Annotated in this window: 16 protein-coding genes; 4 read left to right on the top strand and 12 right to left on the bottom strand. The window is 71.2% G+C overall.

All coding sequences use genetic code 11. The features are described 5' to 3' along the window. On the bottom strand, positions 1–2623 hold a 2623-nt coding region (gene pepN / locus GXP76_RS23405), incomplete at its 3' end, for an aminopeptidase N (protein ID WP_242573549.1). A 161-nt stretch (positions 2624–2784) separates the two neighbouring features. Here pepN and GXP76_RS23400 point away from each other — a divergent pair. Then, positions 2785–3423 (top strand): DsbA family protein, encoded by a 639-nt coding sequence (locus GXP76_RS23400; protein ID WP_242573548.1) that lies wholly within the window; start codon positions 2785–2787, stop codon positions 3421–3423. Positions 3424–3611: 188 nt separating this feature from the next. Here GXP76_RS23400 and GXP76_RS23395 read toward each other — a convergent pair whose 3' ends face one another. The 10 genes from GXP76_RS23395 to GXP76_RS23350 form a co-directional block, all read right to left on the bottom strand. Next, the gene (locus GXP76_RS23395) at positions 3612–4256 is read right to left on the bottom strand and encodes a superoxide dismutase (RefSeq protein ID WP_242573547.1); all 645 of its coding nucleotides are present in this window, start codon (positions 4254–4256) and stop codon (positions 3612–3614) included. A gap of 96 nt (positions 4257–4352) precedes the next feature. Then, positions 4353–5456 (bottom strand): glycerophosphodiester phosphodiesterase family protein, encoded by a 1104-nt coding sequence (locus GXP76_RS23390; RefSeq protein WP_242573546.1) that lies wholly within the window; start codon positions 5454–5456, stop codon positions 4353–4355. A gap of 654 nt (positions 5457–6110) precedes the next feature. Beyond that, positions 6111–7517 carry an FGGY-family carbohydrate kinase gene (locus GXP76_RS23385; RefSeq protein ID WP_242573545.1) on the bottom strand — a complete coding sequence of 469 codons (1407 nt, stop codon included), beginning with the start codon at positions 7515–7517 and terminating at the stop codon, positions 6111–6113. 42 nt (positions 7518–7559) lie between these two features. Then, a complete protein-coding gene (locus tag GXP76_RS23380) occupies positions 7560–8570 on the bottom strand; it encodes a 2-hydroxyacid dehydrogenase (protein ID WP_242573544.1) in 1011 nt (336 codons plus the stop codon). After that, positions 8567–9703 (bottom strand): ABC transporter ATP-binding protein, encoded by a 1137-nt coding sequence (locus tag GXP76_RS23375; protein ID WP_242573543.1) that lies wholly within the window; start codon positions 9701–9703, stop codon positions 8567–8569. Before GXP76_RS23375 ends, GXP76_RS23380 begins: the two co-directional genes overlap by 4 nt. After that, a complete protein-coding gene (locus GXP76_RS23370) occupies positions 9681–10487 on the bottom strand; it encodes a DeoR/GlpR family DNA-binding transcription regulator (RefSeq protein ID WP_242573542.1) in 807 nt (268 codons plus the stop codon). Before GXP76_RS23370 ends, GXP76_RS23375 begins: the two co-directional genes overlap by 23 nt. Continuing rightward, positions 10484–11629 carry an ABC transporter ATP-binding protein gene (locus GXP76_RS23365; RefSeq protein ID WP_242573541.1) on the bottom strand — a complete coding sequence of 382 codons (1146 nt, stop codon included), beginning with the start codon at positions 11627–11629 and terminating at the stop codon, positions 10484–10486. Before GXP76_RS23365 ends, GXP76_RS23370 begins: the two co-directional genes overlap by 4 nt. After that, positions 11626–12480, bottom strand: coding sequence for a carbohydrate ABC transporter permease (locus GXP76_RS23360; RefSeq protein WP_242573540.1), 855 nt, complete (start codon positions 12478–12480; stop codon positions 11626–11628). The genes GXP76_RS23365 and GXP76_RS23360 overlap by 4 nt, the downstream gene beginning before the upstream one ends. Beyond that, complete coding sequence (locus tag GXP76_RS23355) at positions 12477–13520, bottom strand: carbohydrate ABC transporter permease (RefSeq protein ID WP_242573539.1); 1044 nt, start codon at positions 13518–13520, stop codon at positions 12477–12479. Before GXP76_RS23355 ends, GXP76_RS23360 begins: the two co-directional genes overlap by 4 nt. 6 nt (positions 13521–13526) lie before the next feature. Next, positions 13527–14957, bottom strand: a complete 1431-nt coding sequence (locus GXP76_RS23350) for an ABC transporter substrate-binding protein (RefSeq protein WP_242573538.1) — start codon at positions 14955–14957, stop codon at positions 13527–13529. Between the two features lie 173 nt (positions 14958–15130). Here GXP76_RS23350 and GXP76_RS23345 point away from each other — a divergent pair, with 173 nt between their 5' ends. The 3 genes from GXP76_RS23345 to GXP76_RS23335 all read left to right on the top strand — a co-directional run bounded on the left by GXP76_RS23345 (position 15131) and on the right by GXP76_RS23335 (position 17827). Next, a complete protein-coding gene (locus tag GXP76_RS23345; protein ID WP_374362221.1) occupies positions 15131–16585 on the top strand; it encodes an FGGY-family carbohydrate kinase in 1455 nt (484 codons plus the stop codon). Next, on the top strand, positions 16582–17214 hold the full coding sequence (locus tag GXP76_RS23340) for a histidine phosphatase family protein (RefSeq protein WP_242573536.1): 633 nt from the start codon (positions 16582–16584) through the stop codon (positions 17212–17214). Before GXP76_RS23345 ends, GXP76_RS23340 begins: the two co-directional genes overlap by 4 nt. Positions 17215–17287: 73 nt before the next feature. Continuing rightward, positions 17288–17827, top strand: coding sequence for a hypothetical protein (locus GXP76_RS23335; RefSeq protein ID WP_242573535.1), 540 nt, complete (start codon positions 17288–17290; stop codon positions 17825–17827). Positions 17828–18094: 267 nt separating this feature from the next. Here the strand turns inward: GXP76_RS23335 and GXP76_RS23330 are convergent. Next, on the bottom strand, positions 18095–19447 hold a 1353-nt coding region (locus GXP76_RS23330; protein ID WP_242573534.1), incomplete at its 5' end, for an amino acid permease.

Here is a 19447-nt window from a genome sequence, read left to right as displayed (position 1 = left end):
TCGCCGCCGCCGTCGCGTCGCACGCCTGCGCCGCCAGCGCCCGCACCAGATCGTCCCGTGCCTCAAGTACCAGACGGCGCAGGGCCGGTGGCGCGTCCGGATGGGCGGCGAGCCAGGCGTCCGTGTCGCGCACCGTCTCCTGGCGGTCCTGGAGGCTCGGATACAGACCCGCCACCAGATCCATGCCGATCTGGATCGAGCGCTCGGCCCACACCCGTTCGATCATCTCGAAGTACTTCTCCGCGTACGGCGCGGTCAACTCCCGCTGGCCCGGCAGCGCGAAGCCCGCGATCGTCGCCTCCACCAGCGCGTTCGACAGGGCGTCGGAGTCGACGACGTCCGCCCACGCGGTCGCCTTGACCTCCTCCGACGGGCGCGAGGCCAGACACCGCACCTGGTGGCGCTTGCCGGACGCCGTGTCGTCGCGGGCCAGCTCCGCCGCGATCACGGACTCGTCCGCCAGACCGTGCGCGGCCAGCGGACGCAGGAAGCTCCAGCGCAGCTCCTGGTCGACATCGAGACCGTCGATCTTCGCCGTGTCCCCCAACAGGCCCCGCAGCAGCTGGAAATCGGCGTCGGAGGTGGCCGTCGACGCGAAGAACCGCGCCCAGGTCAGCTGGTGCTGGCTGCCCGGCGCGGCCAGCCGCAGCTCGCGCAGCGCGCCCTCCGCCAGCGCCCGCTCGCCCTCCTCGCGCCACTGCGGCGCCGCGTAGTGGATCAGCGCGCCCTGGGCCCAGGCGTGCAGCCGCTGGAGCACGCCGATGTCCGACTCGCGCCCGGCGAACCGCAGCACCAGCCGGACGAAGTCCCGTGCCGGCATCAGCCCGTCACGCGTCAGATTCCACAGCGCCGACCAGCACAGCGCCCGCGCCAGCGGGTCCGTGACCTCGCCCAGGTGCTCGCGCAGCGTCTCCAGCGAGCCCTCGTCGAAGCGGATCTTGCAGTACGTGAGGTCGTCGTCGTTGACCAGGATCAGATCGGGCCGCTCGGCGCCGGCCAGCTCCGTGACGACCGTGCGCGGACCGTCGACGTCGACCTCGGCGCGCGCGTAGCGGACCAGTTCGGCGTCCACGCTCTCGCGCCGGTACAGCCCCACGGCCACCCGGTGCGGGCGCAGTTCGGGGTGCGACCCGGTGGCCTCCTGGAGCACGGCCAGCTCCGTCACATGCCCGGTGGAGTCGTAAGTGACCGCCGGGGTGAGCGAGTTGACGCCCGCTGTCTCCAGCCAGGAACGCGACCACGACACCATGTCGCGCCCCGACGTCTCCGCCAGGACCGAGAGCAGGTCCCCGAGGCGGGTGTTGCCGTACGCGTGCCGCTTGAAGTAGCGCCGCGCGCCTTCCAGGAACGCCTCGCGCCCGGCGTACGCGACGAGCTGCTTCAGCACCGACGCGCCCTTGGCGTAGGTGATGCCGTCGAAGTTGAGCTTCGCGTCCTCCAGGTCACGGATGTCGGCCGTGACCGGATGCGTGGACGGCAGCTGGTCGGCGCGGTACGCCCACGCCTTGCGGTTGTTGGCGAAGGTCACCCACGCGTTGGTGAAGCGCGTCGCCTCCGCCTGCGCCAGCGAGCCCATGAAGTCGGCGAACGACTCCTTCAGCCACAGATCGTCCCACCAGCGCATGGTCACGAGATCGCCGAACCACATGTGCGCCATCTCGTGCAGGATGACGTTCGCGCGGCGCTCGTAGGACGCCTGGGTGACCTTGCCCCGGAAGACGTAGTCCTCGCGGAAGGTCACACAGCCGGGATTCTCCATCGCGCCGATGTTGTACTCCGGCACGAACGCCTGGTCGTACTTCCCGAAGGGGTACGGGAAGTCGAAGTTGTCGTGGAAGAAGTCCAGGCCCTGCTTGGTCACCAGGAAGATGTCGTCGGCGTCGAAGTGCCGGGCGAGGCCCTTGCGGCACAGCGCGCCCAGCGGGATCTCCAGCGTCGAGCCGTCCGGCAGCGCACGCCGGTACACGTCGGTGACATGGTGGTACGGACCCGCCACGACGGCCGTGATGTACGTCGAGATCGGCTTGGTCTCGGCGAACGCCCACACCCCGGTCCCGGCGCCCGGCCCGGTCGGCTCACCGTTGCTCCACACCGTCCAGCCGGCCGGCGCTGTCACCTCGAAGCTGAACGGCGCCTTCAGATCGGGCTGTTCGAAGTTGGCGAAGACGCGGCGCGCGTCCGCCGGCTCGTACTGCGTGTAGAGGTAGACCTCGCCGTCCTCCGGGTCGACGAAGCGGTGCATGCCCTCGCCCGTACGGCTGTACGCGCACTGCGCGTCCACGACCAGCACGTTCTCCTCGGCCAGCCCGAACAGGGCGATGCGCGAGCCGTCGAACACGACGGACGGGTCCAGCGCGCGCCCGTTCAGCGTCACGGACGTCACGCTGGGTGCCACCAGATCGGCGAAGGTCGCGATACCCGGCCGCGCGGACCGGAAGTGGATCGTCGTCACGGAGCGGAAGGTACGGGGCGCACCGGGCCCGTCCGCCGGGGGCCCGTCCGGCGCGTCACCCGGCGACTCACCGACCGCCGACCGCAGGTCGAGCGCGACCTCGTACCGGTCGACGGACAGCAGCTCGGCCCGATCGCGGGCCTCGTCGCGGGACAGGTTCTCACCGGGCACGGACACTCCTAGGTGCGTGTTTTTACCTACAACGGTTCGAATTCTCCCACGGGACATCCGGCCGCCGGCTGCCGGGAATGACTCCGGAGACCGGCGGTGTTGCCCCGTACGGTGCCCATCGTTGGACCGCAGCCGGTTCTTTTTCTAGGAGAGACACGCCCATGAGTGAAACGAGTGCCAGGACGCCGGTCGACTTCTGGTTCGACCCGATCTGCCCATGGGCGTGGATGACGTCCCGCTGGATGCTGGAGGTGGAGAAGGTCAGGAACGTCGAGGTCAGCTGGCACGTCATGAGCCTGGCCGTACTGAACGAGCCGAAGCTCGACGAGCTGCCCGAGCAGTACCGGGAGGGCATGAAAGCCGCCTGGGCCCCGGTCCGCGTGGTGATCGCCGCCCAGCAGCTGCACGGCGACGAGGTCGTCGGCAAGCTCTACACCGCCCTCGGCACCCGCATCCACAACCGCGGCGAGGGCAACGAACGCGGCACCATCGCCGCGGCGCTGGCCGATGTCGGCCTGCCGGCGGACCTCATCGAGTACGCGGACAAGGACACGTACGACGCCGAGCTGCGCGCCTCCCACAAGGAGGGCATCGACAAGGTCGGCCAGGAGGTCGGCACCCCGGTGATCTCCGTCCCCGGCCCCGACGGCGAGCAGATCGCCTTCTTCGGCCCGGTCGTCACCCCCGCGCCCAAGGGCGAGGAGGCGGCCAAGCTGTGGGACGGCACGCTGATGGTCGCCTCGATCCCCGGCTTCTACGAGATCAAGCGCACCCGTACGCAGGGCCCGGTCTTCGACTGACCGGATCCGATCCGATCCGCTTCGGCTCGCCGGCGCTCGGCGACGCCCGGTGACCGAAACACATGGAAGGACCCCCGCGAGTCATGTCCTCGCGGGGGTCCTTCGTCATTCCGTCCGCAGGTGAAGGTTGAGAAGACGATCACGAGCAGGACGCCTGTGGGGGCGGCGGCGCGGTCGGCGGGGTCCGGTCAGGGCGCCAGCAGCAGGACGTCGTCCCGCTCCTTCGCCGCCGCGTAACGCCTCGCCACGTCCTGCCAGTTCACGACGCGCCACATCGCCTCGATGAAGTCCACCTTCTGGTTCTTGTACTGGAGGTAGAAGGCGTGCTCCCAGGCGTCGAAGACCAGGACCGGCACGGATCCCTGACCCACGTTGCCCTGGTGGTCGTAGACCTGCTCCACGATCAGCCTGCGGCTGACCGGCTCGTACGCCAGGACGCCCCAGCCGGAGCCCTGAGTCGTCGCCGCGGCCTTCGTGAGCTGGGCCTTGAAGCCCGCGAACGAGCCGAACGACTCGGTGATCGCGTCGGCGAGGTCACCGACACCGTCGTCCGCCAGCGGCTCGCCGCCGCCGTTGTCGCCGGTCATGTTGTGCCAGTAGATCGAGTGGAGGATGTGGCCGGACAGGTGGAACGCGAGGTTCTTCTGGAGACCGTTGATCGCGCCCCAGGACTCCTTGTCGCGCGCCTCGTCCAACTGCTCCAGGGTGTCGTTCGCACCCTTCACGTACGCCGCGTGGTGCTTGTCGTGGTGGAGCTCGATGATCTGCGGATTGATCACCGGTTCGAGCGCCGCGTAGTCGTACGGAAGTTCCGGGAGTGTGTAGATGGCCATTGCCGAGCCCTCCTGCTGCTTATTGCACATCCTATGCAACTGCACGCTAACAGCAAGAGGGCCCGGTATTGATCAGGCGTTGGTCCTAGGCCGGTCTCAATCCCCGGACGGTCCCGCGTGCGCGTCCCGCGCCATCGCCGCGATGTCCGGGTAGTCCGTCACCACGGCGTCCACGCCACGGCCGAAGTGCAGGGCGTACTCGGCGAACGCGTCACCGAACGCGTTGGGGTCGGTGCCGCGCCGCAGCGCCGCCGGCAGGTACTGGTTCTCCGCCCGGAAGGTGTACGCGCCCACCTTCAGACCGGCCCGGTGCGCGTCGGCCAGCAGCGTGAACGGCTCCACCACGGACGACTTGTCGGGGCCGATCCAGTCCGCGTACCGCGCGATCCTCCGCAGCCCCTCCGGCGTCATCATGTCCTTGTACGTCGTGGGGTCACCCGCCGCGACATGGTCGTACGGCGCGCCCGTCGTGCCCAGCGCCTGCCAGAGCGGCAGCCGCAGCCGCTCGGCGGCGAACGCGGCGAGACTGCTCGGTTCGAACGACTGGACCACGCATTCGTCGGCGTCCAGCCGGTAGCGCCGCACGATCCGCGCGAGCGCGGGCTCCAGGGGCAGCCCGATGGAGCGGAAGTACGTGGGGTGCTTGGTCTCCGGGAAGACGGCGATCCGGCGGCGGTGGCGCCGGGACAGCTCGCGGGCCAGCCTCACGACCTCCTCGAAGGTCATCACCGGCTCGCGGCCGTCGAAGACGGTGTTGCGGTTACGGACCAGCGGCAGCCGCTCGACCGCCCGCAGGGTCTTCAGCTCGGCCAGCGTGAAGTCCTCGGTGAACCAGCCCGTCACCGGCCGCCCGTCGACGGTCTTCGTCGTACGCCGGCCGGCGAACTCCGGGTGCTTCGCGACGTCCGTCGTCCCCGAGATCTCGTTCTCGTGCCGCACGACCAGCACATGGTCCTTGGTGGGCACCAGATCGGGCTCGATCCAGTCGGCCCCCGTCTGCACGGCGTAGGTGTAGGAGGCGGCCGTGTGCTCGGGCCGCCAGCCGGCGGCGCCCCGGTGGCCGATGACGACGGGCCGGCGGGAGCCCGCCGATCCCGCGACGGGCGCGGCGGCGCCGGCCGGCAGCGCGGTGACGGCGCTCGCCGCGGTGGCGGCACCGGCCGCGAGGAGTATCGAGCGGCGTCTGGGCTGTGCGGACATACGGGTCTCCCTCGTAAGGCTCGTGAACGGCGGTCGGTTGGCGCGATCCAGGGTCCGGCGCCAGCACGATAGGCAGGCCCCCGGCCCCAGTTGCCGCGATACGCGGCGGATTCACGTCCTGTGCGGCACGCGTCCATCGGTGGTTCACCCCGGCTGCCACGCACCCGGCGGGGAACACACGCCCGGACGGCCCCGCGCCGTGTCGGGCACCGCGCCCGTTCGTACGGCCCGCGCCCGGCGTCCGGCTCCGTGCCCTGGGCCGGACCCGGGCCGCGCGGCGTGGCGCGGGCCGTCAGGGCGTGGGTCGCCGGTCGTGCGCACGCGCGGAGTCGGGTGGGCACTCGGTGCGCCCCGCTCTGCCGGGTTTCCCAGCCCGGTGTGCGGTCCCGGTCTCGTGTGCCGTACCGGAACGCGTCCGGCGTGCGGGCGGATCGGGCGCGCCCGTCGCACGGCCCGTGCCCGGCCCGCGGGCCGGCGCCGGGCACCTCTGGGGCAGGCCCGGCCGCGCCCGTGCGGCACCCCCCGGGGCGCGGCCCGCTTCCGGCGGGGCCGGTGGGGCGGGGCTGCCCCGGGTGTCCCCGGACACCCGGCGTGCCGGGACCGCCCCCGGCGCGCGCCGCGTGGCGAACCGCACCCCACCGCACCCGGCCCCGCCTACGAACCGTGCCGTGCCCGTGCCGATGCCAGGCGGGCGAGGTGGTTCTCGTAACCCTTCGTGTAGTACGCCGCCCGTACCGGATCCGGGTCCACCACCGAGGTCGGGGACGTCCACGCGGCGACATCCAGCGGTACCCCGTGGCGTGCCGCCGACGCGAGGACCGCGCCCCGGGCGCCCACCTCGCCCTCCACGATCCGCAGCGGCCTGCCCAGCACGTCCGCGAACAGGCGCATCCAGGCGGGGCTGCGCGTGCCGCCCCCGCACACCGCGAGGCTTCCCGTCAGGCCCGCCGCCTCCAGGCAGTGCCGGGCGGCGTAGGCGATGCCCTCGCAGGTGGCCCTGATCAGGTCGGCCGTCGTCGACTCCAGCGAGACACCGGTCAGTTCGGCCCGCAGCGCCGGGTCGACGAACGGCGCGCGCTCACCGGACGGTGCGAAGTAGGGGAGCACCCTGACCCCTCCCGCGCCCGGCTCCACCGCGTCGAGCAGCGAGTCCACCTCCGTGACGTCCGTCCCGGTCGTGGTCAGCACCCAGTCGAGCGCCGCGGTCCCCACCATCGCGGGCATGGCGCGCAGCCAGTGTCCCGGCCGGTCCGTCGAGATGTGCAGCCCGCCCGGCTCACCGTCCAGGTCGAGCGTGTCCGTCGCGACGAGCGAGGCCAGACAGGTGCCGATGATCAGCAGCCCGTCGCCCGGCTCGGTGACCCCCGCGCCCAGCGCGCAGGCCGGCAGGTCGTACGGCCCGTTGGCGATCCGTACGCCCGACGGCAGTTCGCCGATCGCGACCGGATCGCTGACCGGGGCCAGCAGCCGCGCCCGGTGCGCGAGGCCCAACTCCGCGAGCACGTCGGGCGAATACGCCCGTGTCCTCGGGTCCAGGAACGGCATCGACGCGTCCGAGACATCCGTCGCCCGCACCCCGGTCAGCCGCTGGAAGACCATGTCCTTGCAGTACAGGGCCGTCGTCGCGGAGTCCAGCGCGGCCGGCTCGTGCCGGTCGAGCCAGGCCAGCACGGGCCCGGGGCAGCCCGGGAACATCGCGCTGCCGCTGCGCCGGAACACCGACTCGAAGACGCCGGACGCCAGCCACGCGTCCACGAACTCGTGCGCCCTGCCGTCCATCCAGGAGATCGCGGGCCGCACCGGGCGCCCCTCGGCGTCGACCAGCCAGACCCCGTCGCCCTGGCCGGTGAGCCCGGCCAGCTCGACCGGTTCCGGCAGGGCGGCGGTGAGTGTGCCCAGCGCGTCCGCGACCGCGCCGTACAGCTCCTCCATGTCCTGTTCGACATGGCCGCCGCGGATGTCGAGGCGCACCGGGCGGGACTCGACGGCCAGCGCCCGCCCTCCCGCGTCGAAGGCCGCGGCCTTCACCATCGACGTGCCGACATCGATACCGACGTACATCGCGCTCTCCTCAGCTTCCGGGTCCTCGGGCGGCGCGCGGCCTCATGTCAGGCAGTGCGCCAGTGGCTCGCCCTTGGCGTAGCGCCCGACCTCGGCGGCGGCGATCCGCGCCGCCTTGCGGGCCACGGCCTTGCTGGCCCCGCCCAGATGCGGGGTCAGCACCAGATTGGGCGTGCCGTGCAGCCGGGAGCCGGCCGGCAGCGGCTCCCGCTCGTATGTGTCGAGCGCCGCCGACGCGAGCTGCCCGCTGTCGAGCGCGTCGCACAGCGCGTCCGTGTCCAGGAGCCCGCCGCGCGCCACGTTCACCAGGGTCGATCCCCTCGGCAGCAGGGCGAGCTCACGCGCCCCGATCAGGCCCTTCGTCTCCGGGGTGAGCCGCGCGTGCAGCGTCACGACGCTCGACCGGGACAGCAGCGCCTCCAGCGACGGCGACCGCATGCCGTGCACGTCCCCGCGCACGTACGGGTCGTACACCTCCACCTCGGCGCCGAACGCGGTCAGCACCCGGGCGACCCGGCTGCCGACCGCGCCGTAACCGACCAGCCCCACCGGGGTGTCCTCCAGCTCCGGGCCGCAGCGTTCGTACGTGTAGTGCGTGGCGTCCCATTTCCCGTCCAGGGCAAGGGAGTTGTGCGCCTCGGGGATCCGCCGCAGGGCCGCCAGCATCATCCCGACGGTGAACTCGGCCGTGGCCGCCGCGTTGCGTCCCGGCGCGAAGCAGACCTTGACGCCGCGCGCGCGGGCGGCGTCGACGTTCACGTTGACCGGGCCGCCCCGGCACACGGCGATCATCCGCAGCGCGGGGGAGGCCGCCAGCACCCGCTCGGTGAAGGGCCCCATCTGGGTCACACAGACCTCGACCCCGTCCAGCGCCTCGATCAGCGCCTCCTCGGAGTCGTTGGCCTCGTCGACCTCGGCGACCCTGCCGAAGGGCGTGAGCGGCCAGGGGAGGGTGAGTTCGGTGATCTCGGCCGGGCCGGCGACGACGCGCCGCAGAGCCTCGGTGATCAGGGAGTTGAGGACGAAGTGATCACCAGCTGCGAGGATCCTCATGTCAGGGTCAGGGCCTCTCCGGTCTCGGCGTCGAAGACATGCGTGTGCCGTGGGTCGGCGGTGACGCGTACGGTGTCGCCCCGGTCCAGGCGTGTCTCCGGGCCGGTCTCCACGACAAGAGGTTCGGCGACGCCGTCGAGCGTGAGCGTGGCGATTCCGGACTCCAGGAGCGGCTCATGGGCGCTGACCGTAGCCCGTACGGCGCCGCCCGCGTCCCCGCTCCACCCGGTGTCCCCCGTCCCGGACCCCGACTCACCCTCCCGGGTCAGCCGCAGGTCCTCCGGACGGACGCCGAGCACCACCTCCCGGCCGGCGGGCGGGCCGGCCGGGCACGGGAACCGCCCCGCCGCACCGAGCCGCACCCACCCGCCGGCCGCCACGACGCCCGGCAGCAGGTTGATCGCGGGCTCCCCCACGAAGTCGGCGACGAACACGTTCGCCGGGGCGTCGTAGATCTCGTACGGCGTGCCGAGCTGCTGGATCACGCCGTCCTTCATGACGGCGATCCGGTCGGCCAGCGACAGCGCCTCTTCCTGGTCGTGGGTGACGAGGATCGTCGTATGGCCCAAGTCCCGCTGAATGCGCTTGAGTTCACGACGTGTCGTGTCACGCTGCGCGGCGTCCAGATGGGACAGCGGCTCGTCCAGGAGCAGTACGTCCGGCTCACGGATCAGCGCCCTCGCCAGCGCCACGCGCTGCTTCTGGCCGCTGGAGAGACCTGCGGGCCGGGCGGTGAGGAGGTCGGTGATGCCGATCCGCTCCGCCATGTCGGCGACCCGCCGGGCCCGTTCCCCGGCCCCGTGCAGGCCCCGCGCCGCGAGCCCGAAGCCCAGGTTCTCCGCGACGGTCAGCGGCGGGTAGAGCGCGTAGTTCTCGAAGGCCACCCCGATGTTGCGCCGCTGCGCGGGCAGAGCGACGACGGAGTCCCCGCCGACCAGGATGTCGCCGCCCGTGACCTCCTCCAGACCGGCGATCATCCGCAGCGTGGTGGACTTTCCGCAGCCGGACGGGCCGAGCAGACCGAGCAGTTCGCCCGAGCGCAGCTCGATGTCGATGCCGCGCACCGCGTCCACGGCGGGACGGCCGCGCGCCGTGTACGTCTTGCGCAGCTCACGCAGGGCGAGTTCCGTCACCGCCCACCTCACAGACTTGGTAGGGGACCTTGTGCTCGTCGAGGTCGCGCAGCGCCCGGGCGGAGGCGCCGGCGTCGACCAGCACCAGATCGAAGGCCGAGAGCGGGGCCAGCCGGTGCAGGGCGACCCGGCCGAGCTTGGAGTGGTCGAGCAGCAGGACGTTGCGGGCCGCCGAGCCGAGCATCGCCCGCTTCACGGAGACGATGTGCTGCTCCTGGTGGTAGGCGAACCCCCCGGAGACGGCGGAGGTGGAGGTGAAGCAGATGTCGACCTGGAGGGACTGCACGGCCTCGACGCAGCTGACCCCGAGGAACGAGGAGTGCAGGGGGTCGTAGTCCCCGCCGAGCGCCATCAGATGGATGCCGCGCTCCCCGGACAGCAGATTGATCGCTTCCAGGAAATTGGTGACGACGGTCAGCGGGGTGATGGTGCCGAGGCGGCGCGCGATCTCCAGGGTGGAGGTCGAGTCGTCCAGCATCACCGCCATGCCGGGCTCCACGAGTGTCAGCGCGTGCCGGGCGACCGCCGCCTTCTCCTGGTGCATCGCCTTGAGCCGGAAAGCCACGTTCGACTCGAACACGCCCGACGGCTGGGCCGTGACCCCGCCCCTGAACTTCCGGACGATTCCCTGTCGTTCCAGCTCGTCCAGGTCCCGGTGGATGGTCATCAGACTGACGTCGAAGCGGGTCGCCAGCTCGGCGGCGGTGCCCTCGCCCCGTGCGAGGACGTACTCGGCTATCGCCGCCTGGCGCGGGGCGGGGCCGCGCTGCTGCTGGGTGCTCATGTGCTGATCCTTCGTCCTGGTCGCTCCGGCCGGTCGGCCTCGAACAGGAGCAGGTTCTCAAGTCCCACGCGGAGCCGCACGGGATCGTCCACGCGCAGTCCGGCCGCGGCGGCGCGCGGGGCGACCAGCGAGATCTGCCGGGAGCCGAGCCGTACGGTGACCTCGGTGGCGCGGCCGAGTACCTCGGTGACATAGACGGTGCCGGTCAGCTCCACCGCGCCGCCGCCCCCACCGGTCGCCTCTCCGCCCGCCCCGGCCTCACCCAGGGCGACGTCCCTCGGCCGTACCCCCAGCTGTACGGCGGTGCCCGGCGGCGCCGGCACGTCCAGCGGCAGTTCGAAGCCGCCCTCCGCCGACCCGAAGTGCCCGTCCGCGGTGACCGTCCCCGGCAGCAGGTTGATCAGCGGGCGCCCGAAGGCCCGGGCGACGAACGTGTCGTGCGGCCGGTGCCAGATCTCCTCCCGGGTCCCGGTCTGGACGATCCGCCCGTCCCTGATCACCCCGATCCGGTCGCCGAGCGCCAGCGCCTCCACCGAGTCGTGCGTGACATACAGCGTGGTCGTGCGCCGGACGTCGCCGATGGCCTTCAGCTCCGCGCGCATCGCCTGGCGGAGCTTGGCGTCGAGATGGGAGAGCGGCTCGTCGAGGAGGAAGGCGCGCGCGGGCCGTACGAGCACCCGCCCGAGCGCCACCCGCTGCCGCTGCCCGTTCGACAGCGCGCCCACCGGACGCTCCAACAGCTGCTCGATACCGAGGAGTTCGGCGATGTCGTGGATCCGGGTACGGGCCTCGGCGGCCGGCAGCCGGTACTTGGGCGAGCGCAGCGGGGACGCGAGGTTGTCGTAGGCGGAGCGGTGCGGATAGAGCGCGTACGACTCGAAGCACATGGCCACGCCCCGGTCGTACGGCTCGACGCCGGTCATGTCCCGGCCGCCGAGCTCGACCGCGCCCGAGTCCGGCTCCTCCAGACCGGCGACGGTCTTGAGCGTCGTCGTCTTGCCCGCACCGGACGGGCCGAGCAGACAGAAGAACTCGCCCTCCGCCACGTCCAGTTCGATGCCGTCGAGCGCGCGGTTGCGCCCGTACGACTTGTGGACACCGCGCAGCCCTATCGAGGTGGTGCCGGACCCGGCCGCCGTCACGACTTCACCGCCCCGAACGACAGTCCCCGCACCAGATACCGCTGGATCGTGAGCGCCAGCAGCAGCGGCGGGATCACCGACACGAGCGCGGCGGCGGCCGTCAGGTTGTACTTCGGCCGGTCGCCGCCGAGGAACGACAGCGCGCCCACGGTCACGGTCTGCGCCTCGGACGAGGTCAGGATCAGCGGGAAGACGAAGTTGTTCCACGCGAAGATGAACGCCAGCAGGGACACGGCGGCGATCCCCGGCTTCACCAGCGGCAGCGCGACCCGGAAGAACGCCTGCTTGCGGGTGTAGCCGTCGAGCAGCGCCGCCTGCTCCAGCTCGGGCGACAGATCGGCGAAGTACGACCGCATGATCCACACGATCAGCGGCAGCGTGACCAGTTGCAGGACCCAGATCATGCCGAGATAGGTGTCGAAGAGACCCAGCTGCTGGTAGAGCACGAACAGCGGGATGATCACGGTCAGTTCGGGCGCGAAGCGGAACGACAGCAGCGTGAACATCAGATTCTCCGAGCCCCGGAACCGCCAGCGCGCGGCGGCGTACGCGGCGGGCAGCCCGATCACCAGGGAGAGCCCGACCGCCCCCAGCGACACCACCAGGGAGTTGAGGAAGAACCGCACGAACGGTACGCCCTCGTCCTCACCGGCGCCGAGCACCGTGCGGTAGGAGTCCAGGGTCGGGGTGAAGGAGAAGTAGGTGCTGAACAGTTCGTTGGCCGGTTTCAGCGAGAGGACGACCATCCACACGACGGGGAAGAGCGCGAAGAGGAAGTACAGGATCAGCGCGCCGTCGGCGGCGATCCCCAGCAACCGCCGTTTCCCGGAACCTTTCTGACGTCCCGTCACTTCGGCACCTCCGCAGCACGGTTCTGGATCCGGCCCAGATAGCGCACCAGCACCATCGCCGCCAGATAGACCACCGCCCACAGCACGATCATGTAGCTGAGCCCGAAGGAGTAGCGCTGGAAGCGGATCGCCTCCAGATACGCGCGGATCTGGAGCACCACCGTGGAGTCGCCGGGGCCGCCCTCCGTCAGGGCGTAGATGATGTCGAAGACCTTCAGCGAGTCCATGAACCGGAAGATCACGGCGACCAGGACGTACGGCCACAGCATCGGCATCGTCAGCTTGCGGAAGGTGAACCACCAGCCCGCCCCGTCGACCGCCGCCGCCTCGAAGGGCGACGTCGGCAGCGAACGCAGCCCGGCCAGCGCCAGGATCGCGACGAACGGGGTGTAGACCCACACGTCCACGGCGATCGAGGAGAGCAGCGCGCCCGTCGGGGTGTCCGTCCACTGCACCCCGCCGAGACCGAACGGCCGCAGCAGGTAATTGACGACCCCGACCGACGGCTGGAGCATCAGCTTCCAGATGATCGCGGCGATCACGGGCGCGATCATCAGCGGCAGGATGAGGACCTTCTCCAGCACCCGCCCGACCAGGGTCGAGCGGTGCAGGAGCAGCGCCACGGCGACACCGAGCACCGTCTCGACGGCGGCGGCGCCGACCGCGTACAGCACCGTCACCCACGCCGAGTCCCAGAAGGAGGAGTCGGTGAAGATCCGCCGGTAGTTCTCCAGGCCCGTGAAGTCCGGCTGCGGCTTGCTCGCCGCGAAGTCGAACACCGTGTAGTACAGGCCGAGTCCGAACGGGTAGAGGATCCCGCCGGTCAGCAGCAGGGCGGGCACGATGAGCAGATACGGCCGCAGGGAGCGCCGCCACCGCGGGACGCTCCTCTCCGCGCCGGGGCCCGCGGGCGGGGGAGCGCCCGCGGCCGGGCCGGAGCCCGCGCCCGGTTCCGCGGCCGACGCCTTTTCACGGGCGCCGGCCACGGCCGCGTCGTCGGACGAGGCCGCCCCGTGATCGGCCTCCGTCGACGAGGACATACGGCGTCACCCGACCTTCGACGCCAGATCGTCCGCCAGACCGTTCAGCACCGGCCCCGCGCTCTTGCCCCCGTAGATCTCCTGGAGCGCCGACGCCCAGCTCGTGGTCGCGTCGAAGAACTGCTCCTGCGGGGTGAACTGGATCCGCGTCTGGTCCTGGACGGCCTCGAACGTCTCGATGAAACCGGGGAGTTCACTCATCTTGTCCCGGTACGCCGGGTCCTCGCTCACCGACTTGCGCACCGGATCGATGTGGTTGTACTCGATCGCGCCCCTGCGCAGGTGCTCCTTGCCGGTGGCCCACTGGAGGAACAGCCAGGCGGCGCTCTTCTTCTTGCTCTTGGCGTTCATCCCGAGCGACCAGATCCACATGTTGGTCGCGAGCGACCCGTCCGGCCCCTTGGGCCCCGGATGGAACGCGATCTTGCCGGCGGCGGGCGAGGCGCCCTTCACCGCCTGGAAGTACGCGGCGGTGTCCGCGTCGAAGAGCATGCCCGCCTTCTTCGCGCCCAGGTCGCTCGAACACTGGTACCAGGTGTACGAGGTCCACGAGGGCGGCCCGCCCTTCCTGACCATGTCCGCCCAGTCACGGGTGAACGTGATGGCCTCGGGGGAGTTCATCGCGGGCTTGAGGCTCTCCCCGTCGACCGTGAAGTCCTTCAGCTTGTAGCGGGAGAACATCGTCATGAAGCCGGGATGGATCGTCGCCCAGCTCCGCGAGCCGCGCACCGCGACCCCGTACATCCCGTCGAAACCGGCCCCCGGCGCTTTGCGCTTGATGGTCCCCGCGAGTTCACGCAGCTCGTCGAAGGACTCGGCCGGCCGCAGCCCCAGCTTGTTGAAGACCTCCGTGTTGTACGCGACGACGTTGGCCTCCCAGCCCCACGGCAGCGCGTACTGCCCGCCCTGCCCGAGCGGCGTCCCGGCCTTCAGGGACCACTGGGTGCCTTCGAGGAGGCTCGGCAGGAAGTCGTCCTGGTCCCATTCGGCGCCGGTGGCCGACCCGTTGCGCATCCACGGGCCGAGATCCTCCAGCCAGCCCGGCGGGCCGTACTGCCACACCATGTAGGCGCCGAGCATGAAGATGTCGTACGACGCCCGGCCGCTGGAGAGGTCCACGGTCAGCTTGTCGAAGTAGTTGTCCTCGGGGAACACGTCGTACTCGACCTTGATCCCGGTCTTCGCGGTGAACGCCTTCAGGTCCGCTATCAGCGCGTCCGTGTACGGATGCTTGTTGAGCAGCGCCTTGACGGTGGTGCCCTTGTGCCGCCGCCAGTCGAAGGATCCGGTGACGTCGTCGGCCGCCGACCCGTCGCTCTTGCCGTCACCGCCACCGAAGCCCGCCCCGCAGGCGCTCAGCAGCGGAACGGACGACGCCGCCGCCGTGAGTGCGAGGAACCGCCGCCGGTCGTGCCCGAGCTGCCCGTGCATGTCCATCCGTGACCTCCACGGTCCGGCAGGAGACGTTGGTCCCACGTTCCCACCCGTAGATAACGCGTTCCTTCGAGTGGTTAACAGAGCTTGGAACACCGGTAGTTGCGCGTCAATCCCTCGCGCGCCGCAAAATCTCGGTGCAGAGTGAGAACTTCACAGAGGGAGCCGATATGTGGATGGGTATCGATCTCGGTACACAGAGCGTCCGTGCCGTGCTCGTCGGGGACGACGGGGAAGTGCTCGGCGCCGGTGCGGCCCCACTCGGCGGCAGACGCGACGGGGTACGCCACGAGCAGTCGCCGGACGACTGGTGGGAAGCGGCGCGCACGGCGATCGGCGAAGCCCTGAAGTCCGCACCTGACGGCGGGTCACCCCCCGTGCGCGCGCTCGCCGTGTGCGGAACCTCCGGCACCGTCCTGCTCACCGACGGCAGGGGCCGCCCGCTCACCCCCGGCCTGATGTACGACGACGGGCGCGCCACGGCCGAGGCCGCGCTGGCCCGCGAGCGAGGACTGCGCGTCCAGCCGACCTGGGCACTGCCGAAGGTGATGTGGCTGCTGAACGAACCCGGCCGGACGCCGGACGTACACCTCACCCACCAGCCCGACTTCATCGTCTCCCGCCTGGTCGGCCGCCGTACCCCCACCGACTCCAGCCACGCGCTGAAGACGGGTTACGACCTGAGCGGCGACACCTGGCCGTACGACGAACTGCGCGCCCTGGGCCTGGACCCCGGCCTCTTCCCGGAGGTCGTACGGCCCGGCGCGCTTCTCGGCGAAGTCGGCGCCGGCGGCGAGAGCGCCACCGGCATCCCCGCCGGCACCCCCGTGATCGCCGGAATGACCGACGGCTGCGCGGCCCAGATCGCCTCGGGCTCACTGGGCGTCGGATCCTGGAACTCCGTCCTCGGCACCACGCTCGTCCTCAAGGGCGTCACCGCCGAACCCGTCCACGACAGCACCGGCGTCGTCTACAACCACCGTGCCCCGGACGGCGGTTGGCTGCCCGGCGGCGCCTCCGGCGTCGGCGCCGGCGCGCTGGGCAGAGCCTTCCCCGACGCGGACCCGGCGCGCCTGGACGCACTCGCCCCCGCGCACGAACCGTCGACCGCCCTCGCGTATCCGCTGGTCGCCCGGGGCGAGCGGTTCCCCTTCCTCGCCCCCGACGCCACACCCCTCCTGCTCGGCGAACCCCGCACCGACGCCGACCACTGGGCGGCGCTCCTCCAGGGCGTCGGCCACGCCGAACGGCTCTGCCTGGACTACCTCGACCACCTCGGCGCCCCGCAGCACGGCCCGCTCACCTTCACCGGCGGCGGCTCGCGCAGCGCGTACTGGAACCAACTGCGCACCGACATCCTCGGCCGGAGCGTGCACATCCCCCGGCACAGCGAACCGGCGCTCGGGATGGCGGTCCTCGCCGCGTACGGAGCCGGCGCCGCCCCCACCCTCGCGGACGCCGCCGAGCGCATGGTCGGCCTCAGCCATGTCCTGCGCCCCGACCCGGCGCGTACCGCGCGCTTCCTGGAGCCGTATCTGAGGATGGTGGACGAACTGGAACGGCGCGGCTGGCTCCCCGCCCCGGTCGCCGCGCACGCGCGCGCCCGCGCCGACGATCTGGAGGTCTCATGAGTACGACCCTGCTGCTGGCCCGCCACGGACAGACGCTCTGGCACGCCGAGAACCGCTACGCGGGCGTGAGCGACGTCGGCCTCACCGACGAGGGGCGCGCGCAGGCGGTGCGGCTGGGCTGGTGGGCGGGGCGGCAGGCGGCGGCGGGCGCGCCCATCGACGCCGTGTGGACCTCGACGGTGCCGCGCGCGATCGTCACGGCCGAGCCCGCCTGCCGGGCACTCGACCTCGTACCGACACGCGAACACGACCTGCGTGAATGCGACTTCGGGGTGGTGGAGGGCCGCACGCTCGCCGAGTTCGAGGCGGTGGACCCGACGGCGGCGGCGGCCTTCCGCGCCGACCCGGTGGTCAACCCCTTCCCGGCCGCGGAGGACCCCCGCGCGGCCGCGACCCGAGGCGCGGACGCCCTGCGCCGGATCGCCTCGGCCCACGAGGGTGGCCGGGTCCTGGTCGTCGCCCACAACACCCTGCTGCGGCTGGTGCTCTGCGAACTGCTGTCGATCCCCCTGGCCGACTACCGCCGCGTGTTCCCGCGCCTGCGAAACACGGCGGTGACCGAACTCCGCCTGGAGGGCAACGGCAAGGGCGCGGCGCTGCTGTCGCTGAACGTGCCGTGTGAGAGGTAGCTCGGTGTGATGGGCTGATCGCTCTGGGTGTGATTCCCGGATGATCTCCAAGGGGCGACACCAGGACGGGGACGTGGCAGTGGCGCCGGACAGGAACGGTCATCGGTGGGGATGGAGTTTCGTTCTCCGCCTCAACCAGCCTCTTACGCCTGAGCAGGCCGATGCTTTCGACCACTGTGACGCCTTCGCCGACGGATCCGTCTCGTACACCCTCGGTCCTGACGATCCCCACCGATACGCGCACCGTCCGGACCCCGCCGAACTGAGCGAACTCATCTGCGATGTCGAGGCCCCCTCGCTCCTGGACGCCATCGCCCAGGTGGCACGGGACATCCGGCTCATCCCCGGCCTGCGCGCCACCGGCGTCCGCTACGACGACACGGTGACCCTCGCGGAGGCCGCGCAGCGTTCCGGCCGCAGTCTCCAGTCTCTGGCGGGACTCTCCCGAGGGCGGCACGTACCCATCGGATTCCCGGATCCGGCATCCGACACGGAGGGAACGGTGTTCTACTCCTGGCGCGAGATCGCGGACTTCCTCCGGAGCATCGGCGACACCGTCCCCGAGGCACCCCGCGAACTCGCTGTCGCAGACCAGGTGCTGCCGACTGCCTGAGCGGCCGCTGCCGCGGCTGGTGCCGAACGTGCCGCGCCACGCGTAGCCCTATGTGATGAACCGGGAGGCATCGGCGCGGGTCATGTTGTACGAGACGATCGCGCGCCTGCGTGAGGAGTCGGGCAAGTCGCTCGCCGAGCTGCAGGAGTTGACGACGTACGACCGCGCGTATCCGCACAAGGCGGAGACCGGCGCGCGTTGGCCCCGTATGTCATGTTTCGTGGGGCGGTCGCTCCGCGCTCGGCGCCCCTGCCGGAGCGATGGATCTCAGGCTGCCGGCCCAGCCCCGCGCGCACGCCGCTGCCGTACCGCACCGGTCGTCGCCAGGCCCAGCGTCAGCAGGCCCGTCGCCAACAACTGGTCACGCGTGTCCGGCTGGCCCAGCATCAGGACGAAGATCGTCGCCATGCCCGCCAGCGCGACCCAGGTCAGCGCCGGGTACAGCCACATCCGGACGACCAGCCTTTCCGGTGCCTCGCGCTCCGTGCGGCGGCGCAGCACCAGTTGGGAGACCGCGATGAACGCCCAGACGACGAGGATCACCGCGCCCGTCATGTTCAGCAGCCAGGCGAAGATGTCGTCGGGGCGCCAGTAGCTGAGCAGTACGCACAGGAAGCCGAAGACCGACGAGGCCAGCACCGCGTTGCGCGGGACCCCGGACGTCACCCTGCCCAGTACCTTCGGACCCTGTCCGCGCACCACCAGGGAGCGGGCCATCCGGGAGGCGCCGTAGATGTTGGCGTTCATCGCCGACAGCAGCGCCACCAGCACGACGACGTTCATGATCTGGCCCGCACCAGGGATGTCGAGACGGTCGAGCATGGCCACGTACGGGCCCGAGCCCTTCTCGGTGATCTTCGGGTCGTCCCACGGCACCAGCGTGACGATGACCGCCATCGAGCCCACGTAGAAGAGCGCGATGCGCCACATCGCCGTCCGTACGGCCTTCGCGACACCCCGGACCGGATCCTCCGACTCGGCCGCCGCGATGGTGACCGTCTCCAGACCGCCGTACGCGAACACGGAGGCCAGCAGGCCGATCACCAGGCCCTCGGAGCCGTTCGGCAGGAAGCCGCCGTCGCCCGTGAGATTGGCGGTGCCCGGCGCTTCGGTGTCGGGCAGGACACCGAGGATCGCGAGCACACCGAGCACCAGGAACAGCGCGATCGCGCCGACCTTGAGCGAGGCGAACCAGAACTCGAACTCACCGAAGTTCTTCACGGCCGCGAGGTTCGTGCCGAGGAAGACCAGCATGAACAGCGCCACCCAGGCCCACTCCGGAGTCCCCGGCAGCCAGCCGGAGACGATCTGCGCCGCGCCGATCCCCTCAAGGCCCACCGCCACACAGAGCAGCACCCAGAAGGCCCAGCCGGCGGTGAAGCCGGCCCACGGGCCGATCGCCCGCTCGGCGTGGACGGAGAACGAACCGGACGCCGGGTTGGCCGCCGACATCTCGCCGAGCATGCGCATCACGAGCATGACGAGCAGCCCGGAGACGCCGTACGCGACGACGATCGACGGACCGGCGGCGGCGATTCCCGTGCCCGAACCGACGAACAGCCCGGCGCCGATCACACCGCCGAGCGCGATCATCGACAGATGGCGCTGCTTGAGCCCATG

The sequence above is a fragment of the Streptomyces sp. NP-1717 genome (assembly GCF_022695985.1).
GTDB lineage: Bacteria > Actinomycetota > Actinomycetes > Streptomycetales > Streptomycetaceae > Streptomyces.
The sequence above is the reverse complement of the archived record's forward strand: the minus strand, read 5'-3'. Positions and strand labels throughout refer to the sequence as shown.

What these genes read in the sequence shown, in the direction of transcription:
- GXP76_RS23400 (WP_242573548.1), top strand. Translation starts at nt 2,785, where the DNA reads ATGAGTGAAACGAGTGCCAGGACGCCGGTCGACTTCTGGTTCGACCCG.
- GXP76_RS23395 (WP_242573547.1), bottom strand. Translation starts at nt 4,256, where the DNA reads ATGGCCATCTACACACTCCCGGAACTTCCGTACGACTACGCGGCGCTC.
- GXP76_RS23390 (WP_242573546.1), bottom strand. Translation starts at nt 5,456, where the DNA reads ATGTCCGCACAGCCCAGACGCCGCTCGATACTCCTCGCGGCCGGTGCC.
- GXP76_RS23385 (WP_242573545.1), bottom strand. Translation starts at nt 7,517, where the DNA reads ATGTACGTCGGTATCGATGTCGGCACGTCGATGGTGAAGGCCGCGGCC.
- GXP76_RS23380 (WP_242573544.1), bottom strand. Translation starts at nt 8,570, where the DNA reads ATGAGGATCCTCGCAGCTGGTGATCACTTCGTCCTCAACTCCCTGATC.
- GXP76_RS23370 (WP_242573542.1), bottom strand. Translation starts at nt 10,487, where the DNA reads ATGAGCACCCAGCAGCAGCGCGGCCCCGCCCCGCGCCAGGCGGCGATA.
- GXP76_RS23355 (WP_242573539.1), bottom strand. Translation starts at nt 13,520, where the DNA reads ATGTCCTCGTCGACGGAGGCCGATCACGGGGCGGCCTCGTCCGACGAC.
- GXP76_RS23350 (WP_242573538.1), bottom strand. Translation starts at nt 14,957, where the DNA reads ATGGACATGCACGGGCAGCTCGGGCACGACCGGCGGCGGTTCCTCGCA.
- GXP76_RS23345 (WP_374362221.1), top strand. Translation starts at nt 15,131, where the DNA reads ATGGGTATCGATCTCGGTACACAGAGCGTCCGTGCCGTGCTCGTCGGG.
- GXP76_RS23340 (WP_242573536.1), top strand. Translation starts at nt 16,582, where the DNA reads ATGAGTACGACCCTGCTGCTGGCCCGCCACGGACAGACGCTCTGGCAC.